Below are 19,028 nucleotides of genomic sequence, written 5' to 3' on the forward strand. Positions count from 1 at the left end.
AAGAACTTATTATGATCATATATGTACGTCAAAGAGGTCTTTTCGATCTGGCGCCTGCTCAAAGGCATTTGGGTGGGCGTCGTTGCGGTTACAGCTTACGCAACGCTGGTATTTTATCTTTTCAGTTATCAAAACTGGCATTTTCTCTCCTTCCCCATTTCGATCACTACCATTCTCGGTACGGCGCTCTCTCTGCTACTTGGTTTCAGGACTAACTCTGCCTACGACCGTTGGTGGGAAGCGCGCAAATCCTGGGGAGAGATCGTCAACGATAGTCGGACGCTCGTGCGACAGGCCGTAACATTCACCGAAGCGCCAGCGAACGAAAAGCGCGAACTGGTCGCCAATATCGCCCACTTGCAGATTGCCTGGTGCTATGCGCTGGCCAACTCGCTGCGCCGCACGCAGGTCCTCGTGTATGCCGACCTTCACCTGACCGCCGAAGAGCGCGAGTATGTAAGCACACAAGACAATATTCCCAACGCCATTCTGAATCTTATCCAGTTCAAAATTGCTGCATTACATGATTCCGGGCAGATCAAGACATTGCTCTACCAGAATATCGATGATACCCTTCGCAGACTTTGCGACGCGATGGGCAAATGCGAACGGATCAAGAATACGGTCTTCCCTACGCAATATGCCTTTTTTGTACATCTGGTGATATTTATTTTCACGCTGGTGTTGCCCATGGGCCTTGTCGAAAGCATCGGCCGAATTGCCATCCCGATCACTTTCACGATTTCTTTCCTGTTCTTTTATGTGGAATGGATTGCCTATATCATGCAAAACCCGTTCGAAAACGGACCTAACGATATTCCAATGACTTCGATGTCGCGCAATATCGAGATTAACCTGCTGCAACTGATCGGCGCTGAGAAGGTGCCTGAGAAGATCCTGCCCAAGAATGGGATAGTGATGTAAAAGCAAAAGGGGTAAGCGTTTTGCTTCCCCCTTTTGCCTATGCGTATTGAAAGTTACTATTTCGGCTTAACCTTCGTGTAATACAATTCGAGCTCAACGCCCTTCTCGGTCGTATTGCGCTGATCTCCTACCACCAGCCGGTCGACGCTCTGCGAGTACTCGCTGCCGGTTTCCCGGAAAAGCCCGCTTGCCTTGAATGGGCTGCTGCGGATGATAATCCCACCTACATCGCCGGTTTCGGAAACCATAAGTTCGGTTGCATATGAGCTGATATCAAAACGGTAATATTGTTCATTTTTGATCAGGTCATTCACCAGCGGGCTATATGCACCTCCCTGGCCACCCAGGATCGATACGGCCAATGGCGCGCCGTTCGCATCCGTATAAAACTGGTTATTTTTGTCAACGCGGTACAAATACAGCACAGGGGGAAGCGTGTATGCATTCGTAACTGTACCTCTCAACGGTTTGATCTTCAAAAATGCCTTGTTGATGGCAGTGTATTGCGCAAATCTGAAATTCCGGAGGTAGGGCAAATCTACGCGAAGCATAATCCCAGTTCCGGCCTGCATGAATGCCATATTGCCTGATTCCGTCGAAGGCAGCGCAATTCTTTTATTCGCAGGCAATTTGGCAAGCTGCGTTCCCGCAGGATCAGCTGTGACGTGATTGTAGCTCGCAGTAACCTGAAATACGGCTGAATCTTTTTTGTACTCGCTCACCGACGGCGTATGGTAATGCAGCTGCACAGAGGTGCTGAGGCTATCCCTGCGAAAAGCTATGATTGCGCTGTTATCCGTTGAACCAGGCACCAACACAAGTCCTTTCACCAGGTCGATCCAGTCGGCAGAGCTCAATTGATTGGCGCGGGCTTTTTCAAAAACCTGCTTTCCAAGAACGTCTGAAAGCCTGATCCGCAATACAGAAGAAGTTCTCGGACGTGGTGTGATTGTCACCTTTCCGATCGCCACCGGATCATAAGGAGTGAGATTGTGGTTCCAGTAAGCGGCATCAGCAGGAATATCGGTAATGTCTTTCAATAGCTTATGAACCGTCAGATTCATTGGCTTGGTGCTGTCGCCGTAGCTGTATTTGTTATCGTATCTGAGCGAAAGGATCAGCGAATCGTATTGCGCTTCCTGTGCAACGCTTTCCGAACCATTAATAGTGGGCTGAAAAAAGCCCATGGTCTTTACCCGGCCGAAGTAAGGGTCTTTATATGTGCCGTAAAGCAGGCGCAGCGTAGCTCCGGTTTGAAGTGAATCAGTACCAATCGTGGACAGATTAACAGTCACTGTATCGGCATTTAACACAGCGAAATCGTCCGGATCGGGTTGCGCCAGGGATTCGATCTCATCCCCCCACTCGCACGCAGCAAGCGAAAACGCAAATCCAATTATGATCAGAAGCTTAGAGACTATGGACGACTTCCCGAAGGAATAAGACTGAAATTTCATTTAGAGTAAGAACAGTAAAAAGTGCAAAAATATCAGTTGCATTCTTAATTACAACATGATTCAACGATTTCGGATAAATAAGAAAGTAAAATCCGGTTTGCAACAAAAAACAGGATGCATACGTAAGAGTTAAGCAAAGGCTTTTCAACCGTTACGCCGTAAGCACCGCAATAGTGGCAAACCCGGTAAGAAACGTAAAAGTGCAAGGACTATTTTAAACCTTTTGCGGTTGGAATGCATCCCACGACTTGCCGGCTGCCGTGCCACGGAGCAACATTGTAACCCGATACACGTTGAAAGTAACTGACAGATTAAAGTTTTGGACAAAAAATTTCTGATTATTTTACTTAGCAGTATCAAGATGTTATGTTTGCAAAAATTTAGATTACGGCTGAGCTGGTTGTATCGCGTACAGGCCGCCAGTCCATAAAAATTATCATTAAGTCTCATTACTCATTTGTAACAATTCGTCAAACAATAATTTCATGTTTAATACCTTAAAAAAGACTTCGTTAGCCCTTCTAGTCGCTTCAACCGCGTTGGTGCAGATAAGCTGCGGCGACAAGGATGAAGAAGAAAAACGCGGAAACTGGTTCAGAAAGGATCTGCCCAACTTCGGAGGATCGATCCGGACCAACGCAGTGAGTTTTGTAATTGGCAGCGTAGGTTACATTGGTACTGGTTATACAAATGAAACAGTTGCCCGGGTAAAGGACTTTTGGGCTTACAATGCCGAAAGACAGACCTGGACCCAAATAACTCCATTCCCCGGCACAGGCCGTAACAACGCCACTGCGTTCGTGCTGAAAGGCAAGGCTTATGTGGGTGGCGGATTCGACGACGTACGCACCGTCGACAACGGCTACAAAAAAGATTTCTACGAATACGATCCTGCTACTAACAAATGGGATGCTATTGCCGACTTCGGCGGCGGCCCTCGCCAGTTTGCAACTTCATTCGTTGTAAACGACAGAGCATATGTAGGTCTGGGCTTCAACGCCACCAACTACTATCAGGATTTTTACGAATACAACCCTGCTACCGACAAATGGACCGAAATGGCTACATTTAAAGGTGGTAAAAGAACCGGTGCTATTTCATTCACCATTGGTTCAAAGGCTTATGTTGGGTTCGGCAAAAGCAACTCTAACACGTCTTTCAAAGATATTTACAGCTTCGACCCTGCGGGTAACGGCGGCGCAGGTAACTGGACCCGCATCGACTTCGCTACCGGATTCGACCAGGATAAATTTCCTGCACGCGCATACGGCTCATCTTTTGTGATCGACGGCAAAGCTTATATTGTTGGCGGTGAAGGCAGATCTGATGTATGGGAATATGATCCGGGTGCCAACAGCTGGCTCGAAAGAGCTCCTTTCCCAACTCAAAGAGGATTTGCTGGCGCATTCACAATCGGTAAAATCGGTTACCTGGGAACAGGTAGTGCAGCCGGCTCAGGGGGAACAGACGACTTCTGGGGCTTCGATCCGAGCCAGCCAATTAACGACGACGACGATCTGTGATTCGCAAAAACCGCAGAGTCCTGATCATTGGAATACTGGCCACAGTGGCAACGGCCTTCGCAGCAGCGATTTACTTTCTGTTCTTTAAGGAACGGGGTGTAAATCAGGGCAGCGAAGGCCTTTCCCGTTTCAAGGTTGAAACGATAAAGGGCGAGCATGGCTGGGGTTACAATATCCGTCAGGATACCACACTGGTAATCGAGCAGAAGGTTATTCCGGGAGTGCCTGGCATGAATGGTTTTGCAACGGAGCAGGAGGCCGCTAAAACGGGGAAGCTGGTCAAGCATAAGCTCGACCAGGGTGTCTTCCCGCCGACTATCTCCACACACGAGCTAGACAGTCTCGGCATTAAATATCAGTAAAACAGGCTCTTCGGAGCCTGTTTTTTATTTGAAACGGTAAGTGCCCATGATCGGATAATGGTCCGAGTATGTTATTTTAGAATAAGTAGTGAAGTCAAGCAACGATAGTTTACGCTCATCAAAAAACTGATGATCTATCCTGATAAAATAAGGCAGGTGATTGTAAGAAAAGCCAAATCCTTGCCCCTTTTCTTCAAAGCTGTTTTTAAGTGATTTTCGCAGCTTTCCATAAATATAGCTGTAAGGCACTTCATTAAAATCCCCGCACACGAGCACCGGATAAGGCGATGCTTCGATCCAGTCCTGCAAAACGGTAAACTCTTCGGCTCTTTGCGTGAAGCCGTTTTTCATTTTCCGGAGTGTAATGCGCCCCTCAGCCTTCACACCATCCATTTCCTTTTGATGCACCAGCTTACTCAGGCCCAGCGTCATCGAATACAAATGCAGACCAATCACCCGCACGGTATCGCGACCAACCTTGATGTCGGCCTGGATCATACCGTTTTGTGCTGCAAAAACCGTGTCACGGGATGCTATGATAGGATATTTCGAAAGTATTACCAGCCCCCAATACGTTTTTCCGTATTTCCGCCGATAGAAATGGGCCGCATGTTTGTATCCCTTTTTTCGCAGGTAGTTTCCCGAATCGAAAATGCTGTCATCCTCATCGTAATACTCCGGCATACACAACACGTCTGCACCACTGTCCCCTATCCAGGCTTTCATTTCGCTGATTTCCTTACGCGCGCTTTCGGTCCGCCACTCTGAAAACTTTTGAAATACGTGCACATTGTAACTCATTACAGAGAACTTGCGTTTGTCGTTCTTTTCCGCAGGCGTATCCCGGGAACCACCGAACTGATACGTCCTGGAAAGAAATAAACCTGCGGCGACAAACATAATCAGTGGCAAAATGGCCTTTTTCTTCTCAACGATGAACCAAACGGGCACTGAAATCAAGTGAACAAGCACCACTACCGGAAAGGACATCATCATAAAACCGGCCACCCAGCCATCCAGCGGCACCCACAGTATCAGCATGTAAATCAGCAAGGTATAGCAAGCAAAGCATTGATATAAAAACCACAGTAACCTCTTGATCCCCTTCATTGATTCAGAATAGCATTTTTTTGCAAAAATAGGCGACGGAAATGGATTTGGAAGACATCCCCGAATGTTTGTAGAAATGATAAAATAATTTTATATTTGCATCCAATTCTATTTTGATCGATTGATTGAGGGGGTCTAAATCCCCTTTTTTATTTGTATAGCTTATACATGACCGTAAAGGAACATTTAGAAGTTTTGCTGGCCCCACTTCTGGTAGATGGCGATTGTTTTCTGGTAGACATCGTTATGAAACCTTCGAAGGCGAGCCAGAAAGTTACCATCCTTGTCGACAGCGACGAGGGCATTACAATTCAGCAATGCACCTCCATCAGCCGCAGGCTCGCCAAGCAGCTTGAAGAGCTGGAAATATTCACAGACGCGTACACGCTGGAAGTTTCTTCCCCCGGCCTGGACCAGCCGTTGGTGCTGCCGCGCCAGTACAAGAAAAATGTGGGCAGGAACCTCAAGATTACCTTGAAAACCGGTGAAGCCCTCCTTGGAAACCTGACCGACGCAGGTGATGAGAGCATTACCATCCAACTGCCCGCTCCGAAGAAAAAGCCGAAGACACCGGTCGACGAGGCGTCGCTGGTGCGGACGATCCGCCTGGATGAAATATCCAAGGCGTTGATCGAAATCTCGTTTAAATAGACTCACAAGGCCGGAATAGCATTTCCCGGTTGTGATCAATTATATAATATGTATAACTTAGTATCAGCAAATATTCATTAACATACCCATGGATAGCGGAATATTAATTGAGTCATTCGCGGAGTTCGCAAGCTCTAAGAACATCGATCGTCCTACGATGATCAGTGTTTTGGAAGAGGTATTTCGTACTATGATTCGTAAGAAATATGGCACCGACGATAACTTTGATGTAATCATCAACCCGGAAAGCGGTGACCTCGAAATGTGGCGTACCCGCGAAATCGTGGACGACAACTCCGAGGATATCTGGGAATATAACAAGATACCTCTTTCAGAAGCCCGCAAGATCCAGAGTGACTTTGAAGTGGGTGAAGAAGTAGCCGAAGAAGTGAAGCTGGTGGAATTCGGCCGTCGCCTTGTGCAAACCGCCCGTCAAACCCTGATCCAGAAGATCAAGGACATGGAGAAGGAGATCATGTATGAAAAATACAAGGATCAGGTGGGTGAAATGATCACCGGCGAGGTATACCAGACTTTGAGACACGAGGTAATCATCGTGGATTCGGAAGGTAATGAACTTTCGCTGCCGCGCACCGAGCAGATTTCGAAAGACCGTTTCCGCAAGGGGGAATCCGTAAAATCGGTGATCCATAAAGTGGAAATGAACAACGGATCGCCCAAGATCACATTATCAAGAACGTCACCGGTATTTCTGGAAAGATTGTTCGAAGTGGAAATTCCCGAGATCTACGATGGAATCATTTCGGTACGGAAAGTTGTTCGTGAACCAGGGGAACGTGCCAAAGTTGCCGTCGAATCATACGATGACCGGATCGATCCGGTGGGCGCATGCGTAGGTATGAAAGGCTCACGTATCCATTCCATTGTCCGTGAATTGGGTAACGAAAACATCGACGTTATCAACTACACTGACAACCTCGAACTACTCATCAGCCGCGCATTGAGCCCCGCGAAAGTAAGCTCGATGCAAATTGACCGCGACGCCAAACGCGTATCGGTTTTCCTCAAACCAGACCAGGTATCACTGGCAATCGGTAAAGGCGGACAGAATATCAAGCTGGCCGGCAAACTGGTGGGAATGGAAATCGACGTATTCCGCGATATCGAAGAACAAAATGATGAAGACGTTGATTTGACCGAATTCTCGGATGAAATCGACGAATGGATCATCGACGAATTGCACAAGATCGGTCTGGATACAGCCAAAAGCGTGCTGGCCCTGAGCAAGGAAGAGCTTGTAAGAAGAACCGACCTGGAAGAAGCGACCGTCGAAGACGTGCTCGATATTCTGCGGAAAGAATTTGAATAATATTAACCCGTGGGGCTGTGCAAAGCAGCCCTGCAATCAATGCAAAACCTTATTCTACTAAATTGCTAATATGGCAGAAGATAAAATGATGCGCCTTAGCCAAGTGGCACGGATCCTGAACGTGGGTATTACTACGATCGTGGATCATCTGTCTGCCAAGGGGTATAAGGTGGAAACTAATCCGAATACCAAAATTAATGCCGATCAAATTGAGTTTCTTGCGAAGGATTTCAAATCGAATGAACTGAGAACTTCTCTGAGCCAGAAACCGGCTGCTCCTGCTGTGGAAGCGCCGATTGAGGTGAAGGAAGACAAAGTAAAAAGCGATGTTGAGGGAATTCTTTATTTCCGAAATACACCGAAAGCAGAGGAAAAGCCAGTTGTCGAGGAAAAACCTGCTGCAACAGAGCCACAGCCTGCTTTTGAAAATAAACTTCCTGGTATAAAGGTAGTTGGCAAGATCGACCTGGATGCGAAACGACCGGTTGTACAACAACCTGTACCTGAGGAACAACCGAAGCCGGAAGCACCGAAAGAGGTAATTGCGGAAACGTCGAAACCTGCGCCGATTGAGAAAGAAGAAACCAAGCCTGTAGCCTCCCAGCCCGAGCCTGTGAAGGAAGCTCCGGCAGAAGCTCCTGTGAAAGAAACTCCCGCTGCACCAACAGCGCCGGCCGCGGAAACGCCAGTGAAGGAGGAGCCGCGCCCAACCCCACCTGCCGAAGCAAAGCCGGCACCTGCGCCAGTTGAGCCGAAAGAGTCAGCGCCAGTTGCTGAAAAACCAGCACCGGCTGCTCCGGAACCAGCCAATACAAGCGAAGAACAACCAGCGGGTGAATCTGAGCTGATCGAGGCGCGTGGCGAACAACTCAGAGGATTAAGGGTAGTTGGAAAAATCGAGCTCCCTACGAATAAAAAGAAAGATCCGGTTGCTTCCAGCGATAATGCCGCTGACAAGAAACGCCGTAGAAAAAGAAAAAGAATCCGCGACGGCGCAGCAGCGCCCGGCGAAAACCGGCCAGCCGATGCCAATCCAACCGCAGGCGCCAATACCAACACTGGTGGCACCGATGCTAACCGCAACCGTCCCAATACACCCGGCAACAATGCGCAGGGTGGTAACCAGCAAGGCGGCGGACAACGTCCGGCGCAAGGTGGCCAGGGCAACCGCGGAGGTAATAACGGCAACAACCGCAGAGGTGGTCGTCGCGAGGAGGTTTCCGACAAGGAAGTGGCTGACAATATTAAGGCTACAATGGCCCGTATGGGTGGTAGCACCACCAAAGGTACGGCCAGAGGAGGAAAAGGCCGTCGCCGCGACCGTGGAGATCAGAACGATCCGAATGGCTTCGGAGATGAAGAAACAAAGGTATTGCGCGTAACCGAGTTTGTTTCCGCAAACGATTTGGCGTCGCTGATGGACGTGACGGTGCAGGAAGTAATCTCAGTATGTATGAGCATGGGTATGTTCGTTTCGATCAACCAGCGCCTCGACGCAGAAGCCATTACTTTCATTGCCGATGAATTCGGGTTTGAAGTAGCCTTCATTTCAGCCGAAGAAGAAGTGCAAAATGATGTGCAGGAAGAAGTCGACGACGAGGACAGCCTGAAAGAAAGAGCACCGATTGTAACGATCATGGGTCACGTTGACCACGGTAAAACATCGCTCCTTGACTACATCCGTCAGGAAAACGTAGCAAGCGGCGAGGCCGGAGGTATTACCCAGCACATTGGTGCATACAGCGTAAAAACCAAAACCGGAAAACAGGTAACATTCCTCGACACACCTGGTCACGAGGCATTTACCGCGATGCGTGCCCGTGGAGCCAAGGTAACCGACGTGGTTATCATCGTTATCGCAGCGGACGACAGCGTCATGCCGCAAACCCGCGAGGCGATCAACCATGCCCAGGTAGCCGGCGTACCGATTGTATTTGCATTCAGCAAAGTGGATAAGCCAGGTGCCAACACCGAGAAGATCCGGGAGGAGCTGGCCAATATGAACCTTTTGGTCGAAGAATGGGGTGGTAAATACCAAACCCAGGAAATCTCTTCCAAATCAGGGTTGGGTATCGACGAACTGCTTGAAAAAGTATTGCTCGAAGCGGAATTGCTCGAACTGAAAGCCAATCCGGACCGCCGCGCGGCAGGAACCGTTGTAGAAGCATCGCTCGATAAGGGTCGCGGCTACGTGACGACGATCCTGGTGCAAACCGGTACTTTGAAAGTGGGAGACGTGGTATTGGCTGGTGCGCACTTCGGTAAAGTGAAAGCAATGACGGATTACCTTGGAAAAAGGCTCAAAACAGCGGGCCCATCCATGCCGGTACAGCTGCTCGGTCTGAACGGCGCACCGCAGGCAGGTGACCGTTTCAACGTCTTCGAAAACGAGCGTGATGCGCGTGACATTGCGACCAAACGTGAGCAAATCCAGCGCGAGCAGTCGATTCGGACGCGTAAGCATATTACACTGGAAGAAATCGGCCGCCGGAAAGCGATCGGAACATTCCGCGAGCTGAACCTGATTGTAAAAGGTGACGTGGACGGTTCCGTAGAGGCGCTTTCCGACTCATTGCTGCAACTTTCGACTTCCGAAGTTCAGGTAAATATCATTCACAAGGCGGTAGGTCAGATTTCCGAATCCGATGTCAACCTTGCGATTGCTTCCGATGCGATCATCGTCGGATTCCAGGTTCGTCCTTCTTCGAATGCGAAGAAAATGGCCGAGCAGGATCAGATCGAAATCCGCCACTACTCGGTAATTTACCAGGCGATCGAAGAGATCAAGGATGCGATGACTGGTATGTTGGCTCCAACGATCGAAGAAATCATCACCGGAAACATCGAAATCCGCGAAGTATTCAAGATCAGCCGTATCGGTACGATTGCAGGTTGCTACGTAACCGATGGCTATGTGAAACGCAACAACAAGATCCGCGTAATCCGCGACGGTATCGTACTTTATACAGGTGAGATCGACTCACTGAAACGCTACAAAGACGATGTTCAGGAGGTAAGAAACGGTTACGAATGTGGTTTGAGCATCAAAAACTACAACGACATCGAAATCGGCGATATCATTGAAAGCTTTGAGCTACGCGAAGTAAAACGGACGCTTTAATCAGCTACCGATCTAATGAAAGCCTGCTTCACGCAAAGAAGCAGGCTTTTTTAATGCCCGGTTGCAGCACATTAACTTGGGTTGATTCCCAGTTTTCTCTTAACCTCAGTCAGAAGCTGACAGCACGCCGCATAGAGACCGGGGTTTCCCATGTTGATCTTCCATAGATAACTATCCACCTCCCGCGCATAGACCCTCGCAAAACCCGGATCGTGCTCGGCCAATGAAAGCATATTATCGATAATATCGGCATACTTGACCGTCTGGGCGATGGGCCGCGATGTTACTATCCTCGCACTTTCCAGTTCCTTTCGTTGCGCCCTATTGAGGAAAGGGTACTTTTCGCTCGTGTATCTATCCGTAAGATCATCCACGCCGGCCAGGATCACTTCATCTTCTTCAATATTATAGCCAATACTCATCAGTTTATATGACAAATCGGCCAATGAGCACTCAGTATCTTCAATCAGATCATGGCAAAGCGCTATTTCGGTTTCATAACCATTCTGCACATATTCTTCGACACGATTGGCAACGCTGAGCAAATGCGTGTAATAAGGCGCACCCGTATATTTACGTTTCTGCCCGCCGTGCATTTCCTTCACATAGTCAAACAGCGCCCATTGGCGCTCAGTCAATTCCAGCATATTTTAATACATTCGAGAATTACAGGCACTTTCCAGCTTTGTCTTTTTAAAGTAATAATAAAACTCTGGTTATTGAAATTATTACTTGCACGGCGCAACTCATTTGTTCTGGATTTTTGTTTATGTACCCCTAAGCAATTCCTCTCTTCAAAATATCTGCCGACTTCCTCGATATGTTCGTGATCGGGCAACAATTATAGACAGCCAACAAGTATCCGGGATAATGCAACAAAGGCCTGGACATCAAAATGATATCCAGGCCTTTAAACTCGTAGGACGTAGCGGGTTCGAACCGCTGACCTCCGCCCTGTCAAGGCGGCGCTCTGAACCAGCTGAGCTAACATCCTGCTTTTTGGTGCCGCGATATTAAATCAATTTTTGTTACGATCCAATTCGAAGCCGTAAACTTTCCTGGAAGGAATGCGGTAGAGCAGCATCAGTCCGATCACGAAAATAATCAGCAGCGCCAGTATGCTGTTGCGCATGCTGCCGGTAATGTGCTCGACTGTGCCGTATATAAATGTGCCGATTACGATGGCCAGCTTTTCGGTCACATCGTAAAAGCTGAAATAAGAAGCCGTGTCGGTAATGTTCTCCGGGATCAGTTTGGAATATGTAGAACGGGAAAGTGACTGAATGCCTCCCATTACCATACCTACCGTGCAGGCGATCATGTAAAACTCCATGGCTTCGGTGGTGTAGTAGGCCCCGGTGCAGATACCGATCCAGATGGTCACGCCAATCATCAAAGCATAAATGTTGCCGATCTTGCCCGATAGCCAGGCAAATGTATAAGAGCCGGCAATCCCGACAAGCTGAATCAGCAGCACGGTAATGATCAGACTTTGTGAAGGTAATTTCAATTCGTTTGCTCCAAAGATCGTCGCCACATACATGACCGTACGCAAACCCATCGTATAGATGAAAAACGCGCTCAGGAACTTGGCCAGGTAAGGCTGCTCGCGCAGGCGGCCGTACACCTTTCTTAATTCCTTAAACCCGTGAAATATCCAGTTGCCGTTCTTTTCCTTATCCGCATTGCCCGACGGCAGGTAGTAAAAAGGAATCTGGGCAAATAATATCCACCACAATCCAACCGTGAAAAAAGATATACGTGCAGGAAGCGATTTCTGGGTAATGCCATAGAACTGCGGCGCAAGGATCATGCTCAAATTGAATAGCAACAACAACACACTACCCAGGTAACCCAGCGAAAAACCTCGTGCACTGTATTGGTCGAAACGGTCTTCGGTCGCGATTTCGGGCAGGTAGGAATCGTAAAAAACGATGCTTCCGCTCCATCCGATCAGGCTTAGACCGAAAAGAAACACCCCGGAAAGCATGGTTTCTTTGGTAAAAAAGTACAGTAGCATGCAGCTTACCGCTCCGGTGTAGCAAAAGAACTGCATAAAACGCTTTTTCTTGCCGGTAAAATCAGCGATGGCCGTGCAAATCGGGATCAGTAGTGCCGTGATCAGGAATGAAACAGAGACGGTGTAGGAAAAAAGTACAGAGCTTTTGATCTGCGCACCAAAAAAATTAACCTCGGGCGTTCCCGACGCACTTAATGCGGTAGCACTGAAATAGACGGGAAAAATGCTGGAAACGATCACCAATGCGTGTACCGAATTGGCCCAATCGTACATGCACCAGGCGTTGATGATGGAGGGTACGTTCTTTTTCATTCAAAAAAATTTGTACAAAATAAGAAAAGCGGCAGATTTTATCCGCCGCTTTCCACTATAAATTGTATATCGCATCACCAGTTATTTGATCACAGGCTGGAAGACCATGATCGCTTCCTGCTCTACCCCATTGATCGGCATTTTACTTTTTAATCTCATTTTGCTGTTGGTCAGTTCTTCCAGTCCGAATTCACCGGAGAATCCAACAATCTTAATATCCAGCGCTTTTTCTTCGTTGATCAGATACCAGGTGCCGCCATTAAGTACCTGACTTGATTTTTGGTCCAAAGCCCTGACCGTCGCGTTTTGCTGGAACTGAATGTCCATTTCCAGAATGAACTTTGTGTCACCGCTCAATTGAGTCTTAGGAATGTCTTTTCCTGACAAATCCGTCACGGCAGACATTCTCCATGGATAATTGACCAGTATTTTACTCTTTGCTGTCGGCTCAGGCGTTTCGTCCTTATCTTTGTCACCGCAGCTGATCACCAAAAGCGAGAAAAACAGGACTGGAACAAAAAGGAGTAATCGTTTCATGTTGATTGTATTTTACGTTTCAAGGCAATTTCTATTCTGATGAACTATCCCGCGTCTGGAGTACGTGTCCCGGACTGCGCGTCCTGAACTGCGCGTCCCGGAAAAATGAAATTGGCGACATTGCAAAAGTAACGAATTTGTCTGGTCAAATCTTATGACATACTATACAAACATCTATTCAAAGGCATTTTTCAGTGCATTTCTCAGTGTATTGCTCATTGTATCGAAAACGCATGCTCAGAATTGCCAGCCCGGTTATGTGCTAAACCCCGTCGCAACCAAGAATAACATCGAATGGAGCAAATTCCCCGAGTTTTCGCTTCCATTTAAAATCATTTACAGCGGGCCGCGCTTCGGAGACACGCAATCACAGCCATTGAAACACGGTTTCAGCCACATTTCCGCATTCAGCGGCCCGGAACCCGGGTCGCTGGCGCCGGACCAGCGCGCCGTGCTGTGGTATGGTGTGGCCACATCGAGTGGTAGTCAGCCGTGGGCCGATAATGCGCTGAAAAGCCCGTGGGGTAATGATACCGCCGCGTACCGGAGTTATTGGGATAATTATGCCAGCACCGTCACCAGTACCGACGTTGTGTGCCTGGACATCGAGCGCATGCAGCGTGAAGACCGCGATATCCTCGCATTGAAAACCAACGCCCAGATTCCCCAAAATTACCGTAACCTGTCCGACACCGATTTCCTGGCTACCTACAAGCGCGATATGCGCTGGTGGTACACCGAGGCCACCAACCGCCTGCGCGCGAAAGGTGTTAAGGCTTCACTGACCAGTTACAGTGATGTACCCATCCGCAATACCTGGCTGAATATCACCGCAAACAGCTGGCAGGACTGGACGACCAACCTCGCGCGCACGCATTACCTCATGCAAGACAACGCCGGCAAGGTCGGCGGCAGCTTTTACAATGCCATCGATTTCCTCGCGCCCTCACCTTATTACTATTACGGCTATGATCACCCCATTGGCAAGGATTACCTCTCCTATCTGCTATTCAGCATTGAAGCGAATGCAGCATGGAGCACCAAGCCGATTATCCCGTTCGTTTGGCTGCGCGTGCACGACAGTTACGACCCGAACATCCCGCTGATCACCGATTTTATGGCAGAAGCCACTGCGATTTTCCCATTCTTTTCCGGCGCAAAAGGCATCTGGCTTTGGGAAAACCCATTTTTATCTGCTGACAGGCAGGAAAATTATGCACCCTATGAGCATTTCATTTACGGACTGTACCGGCTCTCACAATTCAAGGATATGCTCGAAGGAAATTACCAACTGGTGATCCCGATGTCCGCACGGGACAATATGGAACAGCAAAACCCGGTTTGGCGGGGCATTGTAAAAGGACAAAATATTTTGATCGCCGCTCAAAATCCCTATGCAGCAGACAATGCCACAACTTCGATCACAGTTTCCTATCAGAACTGGGCGCGCAACATTACATTAAAAGGAAAGGAAGTTTTCCTCTGCAAATTCGATTTGAACGATTCTGTCAATGGTATTGAACCGTCGCTCGACCTGGTAAATGTTTATCCAAATCCCGCGGCGCAGGAGCTCAATGTTTCACTGGCGGGGATCAACGGTGTTACTGATGTCGAATTCGCGTTAACCAATACCAAAGGACAGATATTCCTGCAACAAAAACTGAAAGCATTCGCCGGCGAGACCAAGACGAAGATCACCTTGCCCAAACTATCGTCTGGCATGTATTTTGCCCGTTTCACTGCCAATAACCGAACAGTCATCAAAAAGGTAGTGATCCTGCAATAACCGCTGCCTGCACTCATATGAACCGACTCAGCCAAGAAACTAGCCCATATTTGCTTCAACACGCTCAGAACCCGGTGGATTGGTATCCCTGGGGCGAGGAAGCATTGTCCAAAGCGAAAAATGAAAACAAGCCTATCCTGGTCAGTATCGGCTATTCGGCTTGTCACTGGTGCCATGTGATGGAGCGCGAATGCTTTGAGAAAGAATCCATTGCCCAGGTAATGAACGAGTATTTCATATGCATTAAAGTCGACCGGGAAGAGCGCCCGGATGTGGACGCAGTATACATGGACGCTGTACAGGCGATGGGCGTGCGCGGGGGCTGGCCACTGAATGTATTCCTGCTGCCGGATACCAAACCATTTTATGGGGTTACCTATTTGCCTCCCCAAAACTGGGTGCAACTTTTAAAGAGCATTAACCAGGCATTCACTAATCATTACGACGAGCTGGCCAGTTCTGCAGAAGGGTTTGTCGAGAACATGGTAGCTTCCGAGAGCCAGAAATATGGCCTGGTGAATGGTCCCGTTCAGTTCAACACCAGCGATGCAGACCTGATGTTCGAGCAGATCCAGCGGCATTTCGACACGCAAAAAGGCGGCATGGACCGCGCGCCGAAGTTCATGATGCCCTCGATTTATAAATTTTTGCTGCGCTATTTCGATATTAGCCAGAATCCCGAAGCGCTCGCGCAGGTAGAGCTTTCATTGAACCGCATCGCTCTGGGTGGAATTTATGACCACGTCGGTGGCGGCTGGGCGCGTTATTCGGTAGATGAGGATTGGTTTATCCCGCATTTCGAGAAAATGCTTTATGATAACGCGCAATTACTGAGCATCTATGCAGAAGCCTATTCACTGACCCAAAATCCACTTTACGCAAACCGTATCCAACAAACCATCCATTGGCTTTCCAGTGAAATGCGCAGCCCGGACGGCGGTTTTTTCTCTGCATTGGATGCAGATAGCGAAGGCATCGAGGGCAAATTCTACATCTGGACCGAAGACGAGCTTAAAGCGGCACTGGGTGAGGATTTTAATTGGTTTTCAAAACTTTATAAAATATCCCGGCAGGGAAACTGGGAACACGGTTACAATCACCTGCATTTGACCGAACCTATTGAATTCGCGGCAAAAACCGCTGGCATTCAAGTAGATGACTTCCCTGCATTGTATGAAAATGCATTAGTCAAACTGGCCGAAAAACGCCGGTTGAAAGTCAGGCCGGGGCTCGACGACAAAATACTGGCTTCCTGGAACGGTTTGCTGATCAAAGGCTTAACAGATTCCTACCGCGCATTGGGGGATGAACAAATCCGCGATTTGGCTATCGCCACCGGGCATTTCATTGCCTCGAAAATGATGGCGGAAAACCGTCTGAAACACAGCTACAAGAACGGGATAGCCACTGTGACGGGCTTTCTGGAAGACTATGCCGCGGTGATTGAAGGGTATCTGGGGCTTTACCAGATCACATTTGAAGAAAACTGGCTGCAAAAAGCCCAAGCGCTGGCCGATTACGCAATAAGTAATTTCTTCGACCAGGCCGAGGGTTTCTTCCATTTCACAGACGCGTACGGTGAAACGCTCATTGCGCGCAAAAAAGAGCTCTTCGATAATGTAATACCAGCCTCCAACTCGATGATGGCCCATAACCTTTACACATTGGGTAAAATGCTGGATCGTGACGATTACCTGGAAATAGCCGATAACATGCTTTCCAAAATGACCAAGTTGCTGTTGGCGGATGTGCAATGGGTTACCAACTGGGCCGCATTATATTGCCAGCGTGCCGTGCCTACCGCCGAAATCGCGATCGTAGGCGGGGACGCGGACGCGATGCGCAAGGATTTTGACCGCTTTTTTATTCCCAACAAAATCGTGATGGGAACAAGCACCTCTTCCACGCTGCCGCTGCTGCAAAACCGGACCGAGATAAATGCCAAAACGGCCATTTACGTCTGTTACGATAAAGCCTGCCAATTACCGGTAAACAAAGTGGAAGAAGCGCTCGAACAGCTCGCAGGCGTTTAAAGCAATGGGAAATAGCGGTCACGGATCACATTCATGTGATGCACCGGATGCCCCAGGATCACAAAGCCCAAAGCAAGGGCAGTAATCTCAGTCTGATTGGCATTGCCTACGCGCGTCAGCATGGTCCTATCCATGTTTTTGAACAAGGTGATCGTGCTTCGGCGCAGCTCGTTCCATTCCTCCATCAGATCGGCGACGGTCCGGTGCCCGGCGATCGTGTTCGCTGCAAGAACCGCTTCGTCATAGCCCGGAAGCTGCGTCTTGTCATTTCTTGAAAAGCGTAGCGCCCGGTAGGACATGATCCTTTCGTTATCGATCACGTGCTGCAAAATGTCTTTGACGGTCCATTTGCCTTCCGCGTAAACGCGGTCCCCAAGCGCGGCCAGCTTTTCGGTTTGGCCAAAAACATGCTCCGGTGTCAGCTTTGAGAAACCATCGAAAAGGTCGATATCCTCTACTAGGTTAATGTATCTGTCAAAAAACTGGGGCATTGGCTGGATCTCTGAGCTTTTCATGGTGTTATGGATAGTTTAATGAATTCTGCGGTAAGGATAGTCGACTCTGCGCTGTTTGGACTGGACTTCGCCTTCGATATGCGCATAAAGCGAATCGTTTGACCTGAAATCGTACACAATCCGCCTGGGAAAATCGTGTTGCAGGTTCTCAAATACGAAACGGCTGCCTTCGATGCTTTTTAGTTTAAATAAAACCTCTTTATCATCATTTTGTCCAGCGGCCACCGGCGCGTACACAATCTGGTTTCCGTCAATATAGAGACGTACCTTTTCAAGAGGCGTGGTATCGCCAGCTGCGGCATCAGCGCCCTGGAGCGTATAACTCATCCCGGCAAACTCGGTTTCGCTCTTTCTTGTCCAGGTTTCGTAAATATCGCCCCGCGGACGTTTATTCAACCAGGTTCCCACGATCGGTTTCAGCTTTTCGAAATCCTTCCGGGTGAATATAGTTTCCGCGGTAAATGCGCATAACGCCAGAAACAGCATGAATATCGCGCTATCACAAAGCTCGGACAAAGACGGATAAGTTCTCATGGCGTTCAGGAAATATGATGGTCGCATCAAGATAGCAAATTTTGGCAGTCGTTGATCCAGGCCTTTCACGCATAGCTTTGAAATCCAAATAAATAACCTATTCATCCTACAATAAATAACCAGTAGTTACTACATTTAGCACTAAATGAGCCTGTTAATGATTTTGAGGGTCCTTTTTATATGTAGCTAAAATGATTACATTTGGGTATAAATCCTCTTTAAGAATTGAGAAGACTGGCGTCGATAGGGTTACTGGTATTGCTGCTCTACAATATGTTTGGGCTCAGTTTTGCTATTCTTTTCTTTGAAAAGGATTACCAAATCGCTGCTTCCGCTGAAACGGGACAGTCGCTGGTACGGAAAATGTACCTTCCCTCGCTACCCTATTCCAGTGATCTCGAAATCCCCGAAAATATCAACGGTCTGGTTCGTCAGGAGGGGCAGTTTTACAATCCAACCCAGGTGCTTCACCAAAATGACACGCTGTATGTGACGCTGCAATCCAATGAAGCGGCTCGCGACCATTTCTTTGAACTGGCCAACGCGATCCAGGTCCTCAATGACCCGCAGGCCGACATTCCGCAGAATCCATACGGCAAAGCCATTAAGCTGTTAGGCAACCTTCTGAAGATCTACATTCCCAATACACAGCAGTTTCCGGCCCATTCCGAAGCCATTGCCCGGGAAGCCCGTTTATCTGCCAATACGCATTATTTAGCGGCACGCTACCCGTCACGTCCAGCGTCGCTGGTATCCCCCCCGCCCGAACATTTCTAACATTTCTTCCTGATTCATAACACATTACCGCCACAA

General features: G+C 48.5%; 16 protein-coding genes and 1 tRNA gene. 9 read left to right on the forward strand and 8 right to left on the reverse strand.

Annotated features, from left to right (window positions below):
- Positions 1–21: 21 nt before the first annotated feature.
- Complete coding sequence (locus tag AC2YIT_RS14845) at positions 22–924, forward strand: bestrophin family protein (RefSeq protein WP_487279675.1); 903 nt, start codon at positions 22–24, stop codon at positions 922–924.
- A 56-nt stretch (positions 925–980) separates the two neighbouring features.
- Here the strand turns inward: AC2YIT_RS14845 and AC2YIT_RS14850 are convergent, their stop codons facing one another.
- Positions 981–2,381: a DUF4270 family protein gene (locus AC2YIT_RS14850; RefSeq protein WP_487279676.1), complete on the reverse strand. Its 1,401-nt coding sequence runs from the start codon at positions 2,379–2,381 to the stop codon at positions 981–983.
- Positions 2,382–2,866: 485 nt separating this feature from the next.
- Here AC2YIT_RS14850 and AC2YIT_RS14855 point away from each other — a divergent pair, with 485 nt between their 5' ends.
- Positions 2,867–3,904, forward strand: a complete 1,038-nt coding sequence (locus tag AC2YIT_RS14855; RefSeq protein WP_487279677.1) for a Kelch repeat-containing protein — start codon at positions 2,867–2,869, stop codon at positions 3,902–3,904.
- Complete coding sequence (locus AC2YIT_RS14860; RefSeq protein WP_487279678.1) at positions 3,901–4,266, forward strand: DUF4907 domain-containing protein; 366 nt, start codon at positions 3,901–3,903, stop codon at positions 4,264–4,266. Before AC2YIT_RS14855 ends, AC2YIT_RS14860 begins: the two co-directional genes overlap by 4 nt.
- Before the next feature lie 24 nt (positions 4,267–4,290).
- Here AC2YIT_RS14860 and AC2YIT_RS14865 read toward each other — a convergent pair whose 3' ends face one another.
- A complete protein-coding gene (locus AC2YIT_RS14865; RefSeq protein ID WP_487279679.1) occupies positions 4,291–5,376 on the reverse strand; it encodes an endonuclease/exonuclease/phosphatase family protein in 1,086 nt (361 codons plus the stop codon).
- Between the two features lie 168 nt (positions 5,377–5,544).
- Between AC2YIT_RS14865 and AC2YIT_RS14870 the strand changes: the two genes are divergently transcribed.
- From AC2YIT_RS14870 to infB, 3 genes are all read left to right on the forward strand, one after another.
- Positions 5,545–6,027, forward strand: coding sequence for a ribosome maturation factor RimP (locus AC2YIT_RS14870; RefSeq protein WP_430845607.1), 483 nt, complete (start codon positions 5,545–5,547; stop codon positions 6,025–6,027).
- Between the two features lie 88 nt (positions 6,028–6,115).
- Positions 6,116–7,357: a transcription termination factor NusA gene (gene nusA, locus AC2YIT_RS14875; protein ID WP_430845606.1), complete on the forward strand. Its 1,242-nt coding sequence runs from the start codon at positions 6,116–6,118 to the stop codon at positions 7,355–7,357.
- 70 nt (positions 7,358–7,427) lie between these two features.
- Positions 7,428–10,478 (forward strand): translation initiation factor IF-2, encoded by a 3,051-nt coding sequence (infB, locus tag AC2YIT_RS14880; RefSeq protein WP_487279680.1) that lies wholly within the window; start codon positions 7,428–7,430, stop codon positions 10,476–10,478.
- Between the two features lie 71 nt (positions 10,479–10,549).
- On the opposite strand, the gene AC2YIT_RS14885 is transcribed toward infB, so the two are convergent.
- The 4 genes from AC2YIT_RS14885 to AC2YIT_RS14900 all read right to left on the reverse strand — a co-directional run bounded on the left by AC2YIT_RS14885 (position 10,550) and on the right by AC2YIT_RS14900 (position 13,347).
- The gene (locus AC2YIT_RS14885; RefSeq protein ID WP_430845604.1) at positions 10,550–11,125 is read right to left on the reverse strand and encodes an HD domain-containing protein; all 576 of its coding nucleotides are present in this window, start codon (positions 11,123–11,125) and stop codon (positions 10,550–10,552) included.
- A gap of 272 nt (positions 11,126–11,397) precedes the next feature.
- Positions 11,398–11,472 (reverse strand) — tRNA-Val (locus AC2YIT_RS14890).
- 24 nt (positions 11,473–11,496) lie between these two features.
- On the reverse strand, positions 11,497–12,810 hold the full coding sequence (locus AC2YIT_RS14895; protein WP_487279681.1) for an MFS transporter: 1,314 nt from the start codon (positions 12,808–12,810) through the stop codon (positions 11,497–11,499).
- A gap of 81 nt (positions 12,811–12,891) precedes the next feature.
- Entirely contained in the window at positions 12,892–13,347 is a 456-nt protein-coding gene (locus AC2YIT_RS14900; protein ID WP_487279682.1) for a hypothetical protein, read from the reverse strand.
- Positions 13,348–13,501: 154 nt separating this feature from the next.
- Between AC2YIT_RS14900 and AC2YIT_RS14905 the strand changes: the two genes are divergently transcribed.
- Positions 13,502–15,133, forward strand: a complete 1,632-nt coding sequence (locus tag AC2YIT_RS14905) for a T9SS type A sorting domain-containing protein (RefSeq protein WP_487279683.1) — start codon at positions 13,502–13,504, stop codon at positions 15,131–15,133.
- A 17-nt stretch (positions 15,134–15,150) separates the two neighbouring features.
- On the forward strand, positions 15,151–17,166 hold the full coding sequence (locus AC2YIT_RS14910) for a thioredoxin domain-containing protein (RefSeq protein ID WP_487279684.1): 2,016 nt from the start codon (positions 15,151–15,153) through the stop codon (positions 17,164–17,166).
- Here the strand turns inward: AC2YIT_RS14910 and AC2YIT_RS14915 are convergent.
- Both AC2YIT_RS14915 and AC2YIT_RS14920 read right to left on the reverse strand, forming a co-directional pair.
- On the reverse strand, positions 17,163–17,681 hold the full coding sequence (locus AC2YIT_RS14915) for a DinB family protein (RefSeq protein WP_430845599.1): 519 nt from the start codon (positions 17,679–17,681) through the stop codon (positions 17,163–17,165). The genes AC2YIT_RS14910 and AC2YIT_RS14915 overlap by 4 nt on opposite strands.
- Before the next feature lie 15 nt (positions 17,682–17,696).
- The gene (locus tag AC2YIT_RS14920; protein ID WP_430845598.1) at positions 17,697–18,242 is read right to left on the reverse strand and encodes a DUF6265 family protein; all 546 of its coding nucleotides are present in this window, start codon (positions 18,240–18,242) and stop codon (positions 17,697–17,699) included.
- Positions 18,243–18,440: 198 nt separating this feature from the next.
- Here AC2YIT_RS14920 and AC2YIT_RS14925 point away from each other — a divergent pair, with 198 nt between their 5' ends.
- The gene (locus tag AC2YIT_RS14925) at positions 18,441–18,992 is read left to right on the forward strand and encodes a hypothetical protein (RefSeq protein ID WP_430845597.1); all 552 of its coding nucleotides are present in this window, start codon (positions 18,441–18,443) and stop codon (positions 18,990–18,992) included.
- Positions 18,993–19,028: the final 36 nt, after the last annotated feature.

Source organism: Dyadobacter sp. SRI_021 (genome assembly GCF_057586235.1).

Coding starts and splice junctions, on each gene's coding strand:
- AC2YIT_RS14905 (WP_487279683.1), top strand. CDS start 13,502: ATGACATACTATACAAACATCTATTCAAAGGCATTTTTCAGTGCATTT.
- AC2YIT_RS14885 (WP_430845604.1), bottom strand. CDS start 11,125: ATGCTGGAATTGACTGAGCGCCAATGGGCGCTGTTTGACTATGTGAAG.
- AC2YIT_RS14865 (WP_487279679.1), bottom strand. CDS start 5,376: ATGAAGGGGATCAAGAGGTTACTGTGGTTTTTATATCAATGCTTTGCT.
- nusA (WP_430845606.1), top strand. CDS start 6,116: ATGGATAGCGGAATATTAATTGAGTCATTCGCGGAGTTCGCAAGCTCT.
- AC2YIT_RS14910 (WP_487279684.1), top strand. CDS start 15,151: ATGAACCGACTCAGCCAAGAAACTAGCCCATATTTGCTTCAACACGCT.
- AC2YIT_RS14900 (WP_487279682.1), bottom strand. CDS start 13,347: ATGAAACGATTACTCCTTTTTGTTCCAGTCCTGTTTTTCTCGCTTTTG.
- AC2YIT_RS14915 (WP_430845599.1), bottom strand. CDS start 17,681: ATGAAAAGCTCAGAGATCCAGCCAATGCCCCAGTTTTTTGACAGATAC.
- AC2YIT_RS14850 (WP_487279676.1), bottom strand. CDS start 2,381: ATGAAATTTCAGTCTTATTCCTTCGGGAAGTCGTCCATAGTCTCTAAG.
- AC2YIT_RS14920 (WP_430845598.1), bottom strand. CDS start 18,242: ATGCGACCATCATATTTCCTGAACGCCATGAGAACTTATCCGTCTTTG.
- AC2YIT_RS14845 (WP_487279675.1), top strand. CDS start 22: ATGTACGTCAAAGAGGTCTTTTCGATCTGGCGCCTGCTCAAAGGCATT.
- infB (WP_487279680.1), top strand. CDS start 7,428: ATGGCAGAAGATAAAATGATGCGCCTTAGCCAAGTGGCACGGATCCTG.
- AC2YIT_RS14895 (WP_487279681.1), bottom strand. CDS start 12,810: ATGAAAAAGAACGTACCCTCCATCATCAACGCCTGGTGCATGTACGAT.
- AC2YIT_RS14855 (WP_487279677.1), top strand. CDS start 2,867: ATGTTTAATACCTTAAAAAAGACTTCGTTAGCCCTTCTAGTCGCTTCA.
- AC2YIT_RS14870 (WP_430845607.1), top strand. CDS start 5,545: ATGACCGTAAAGGAACATTTAGAAGTTTTGCTGGCCCCACTTCTGGTA.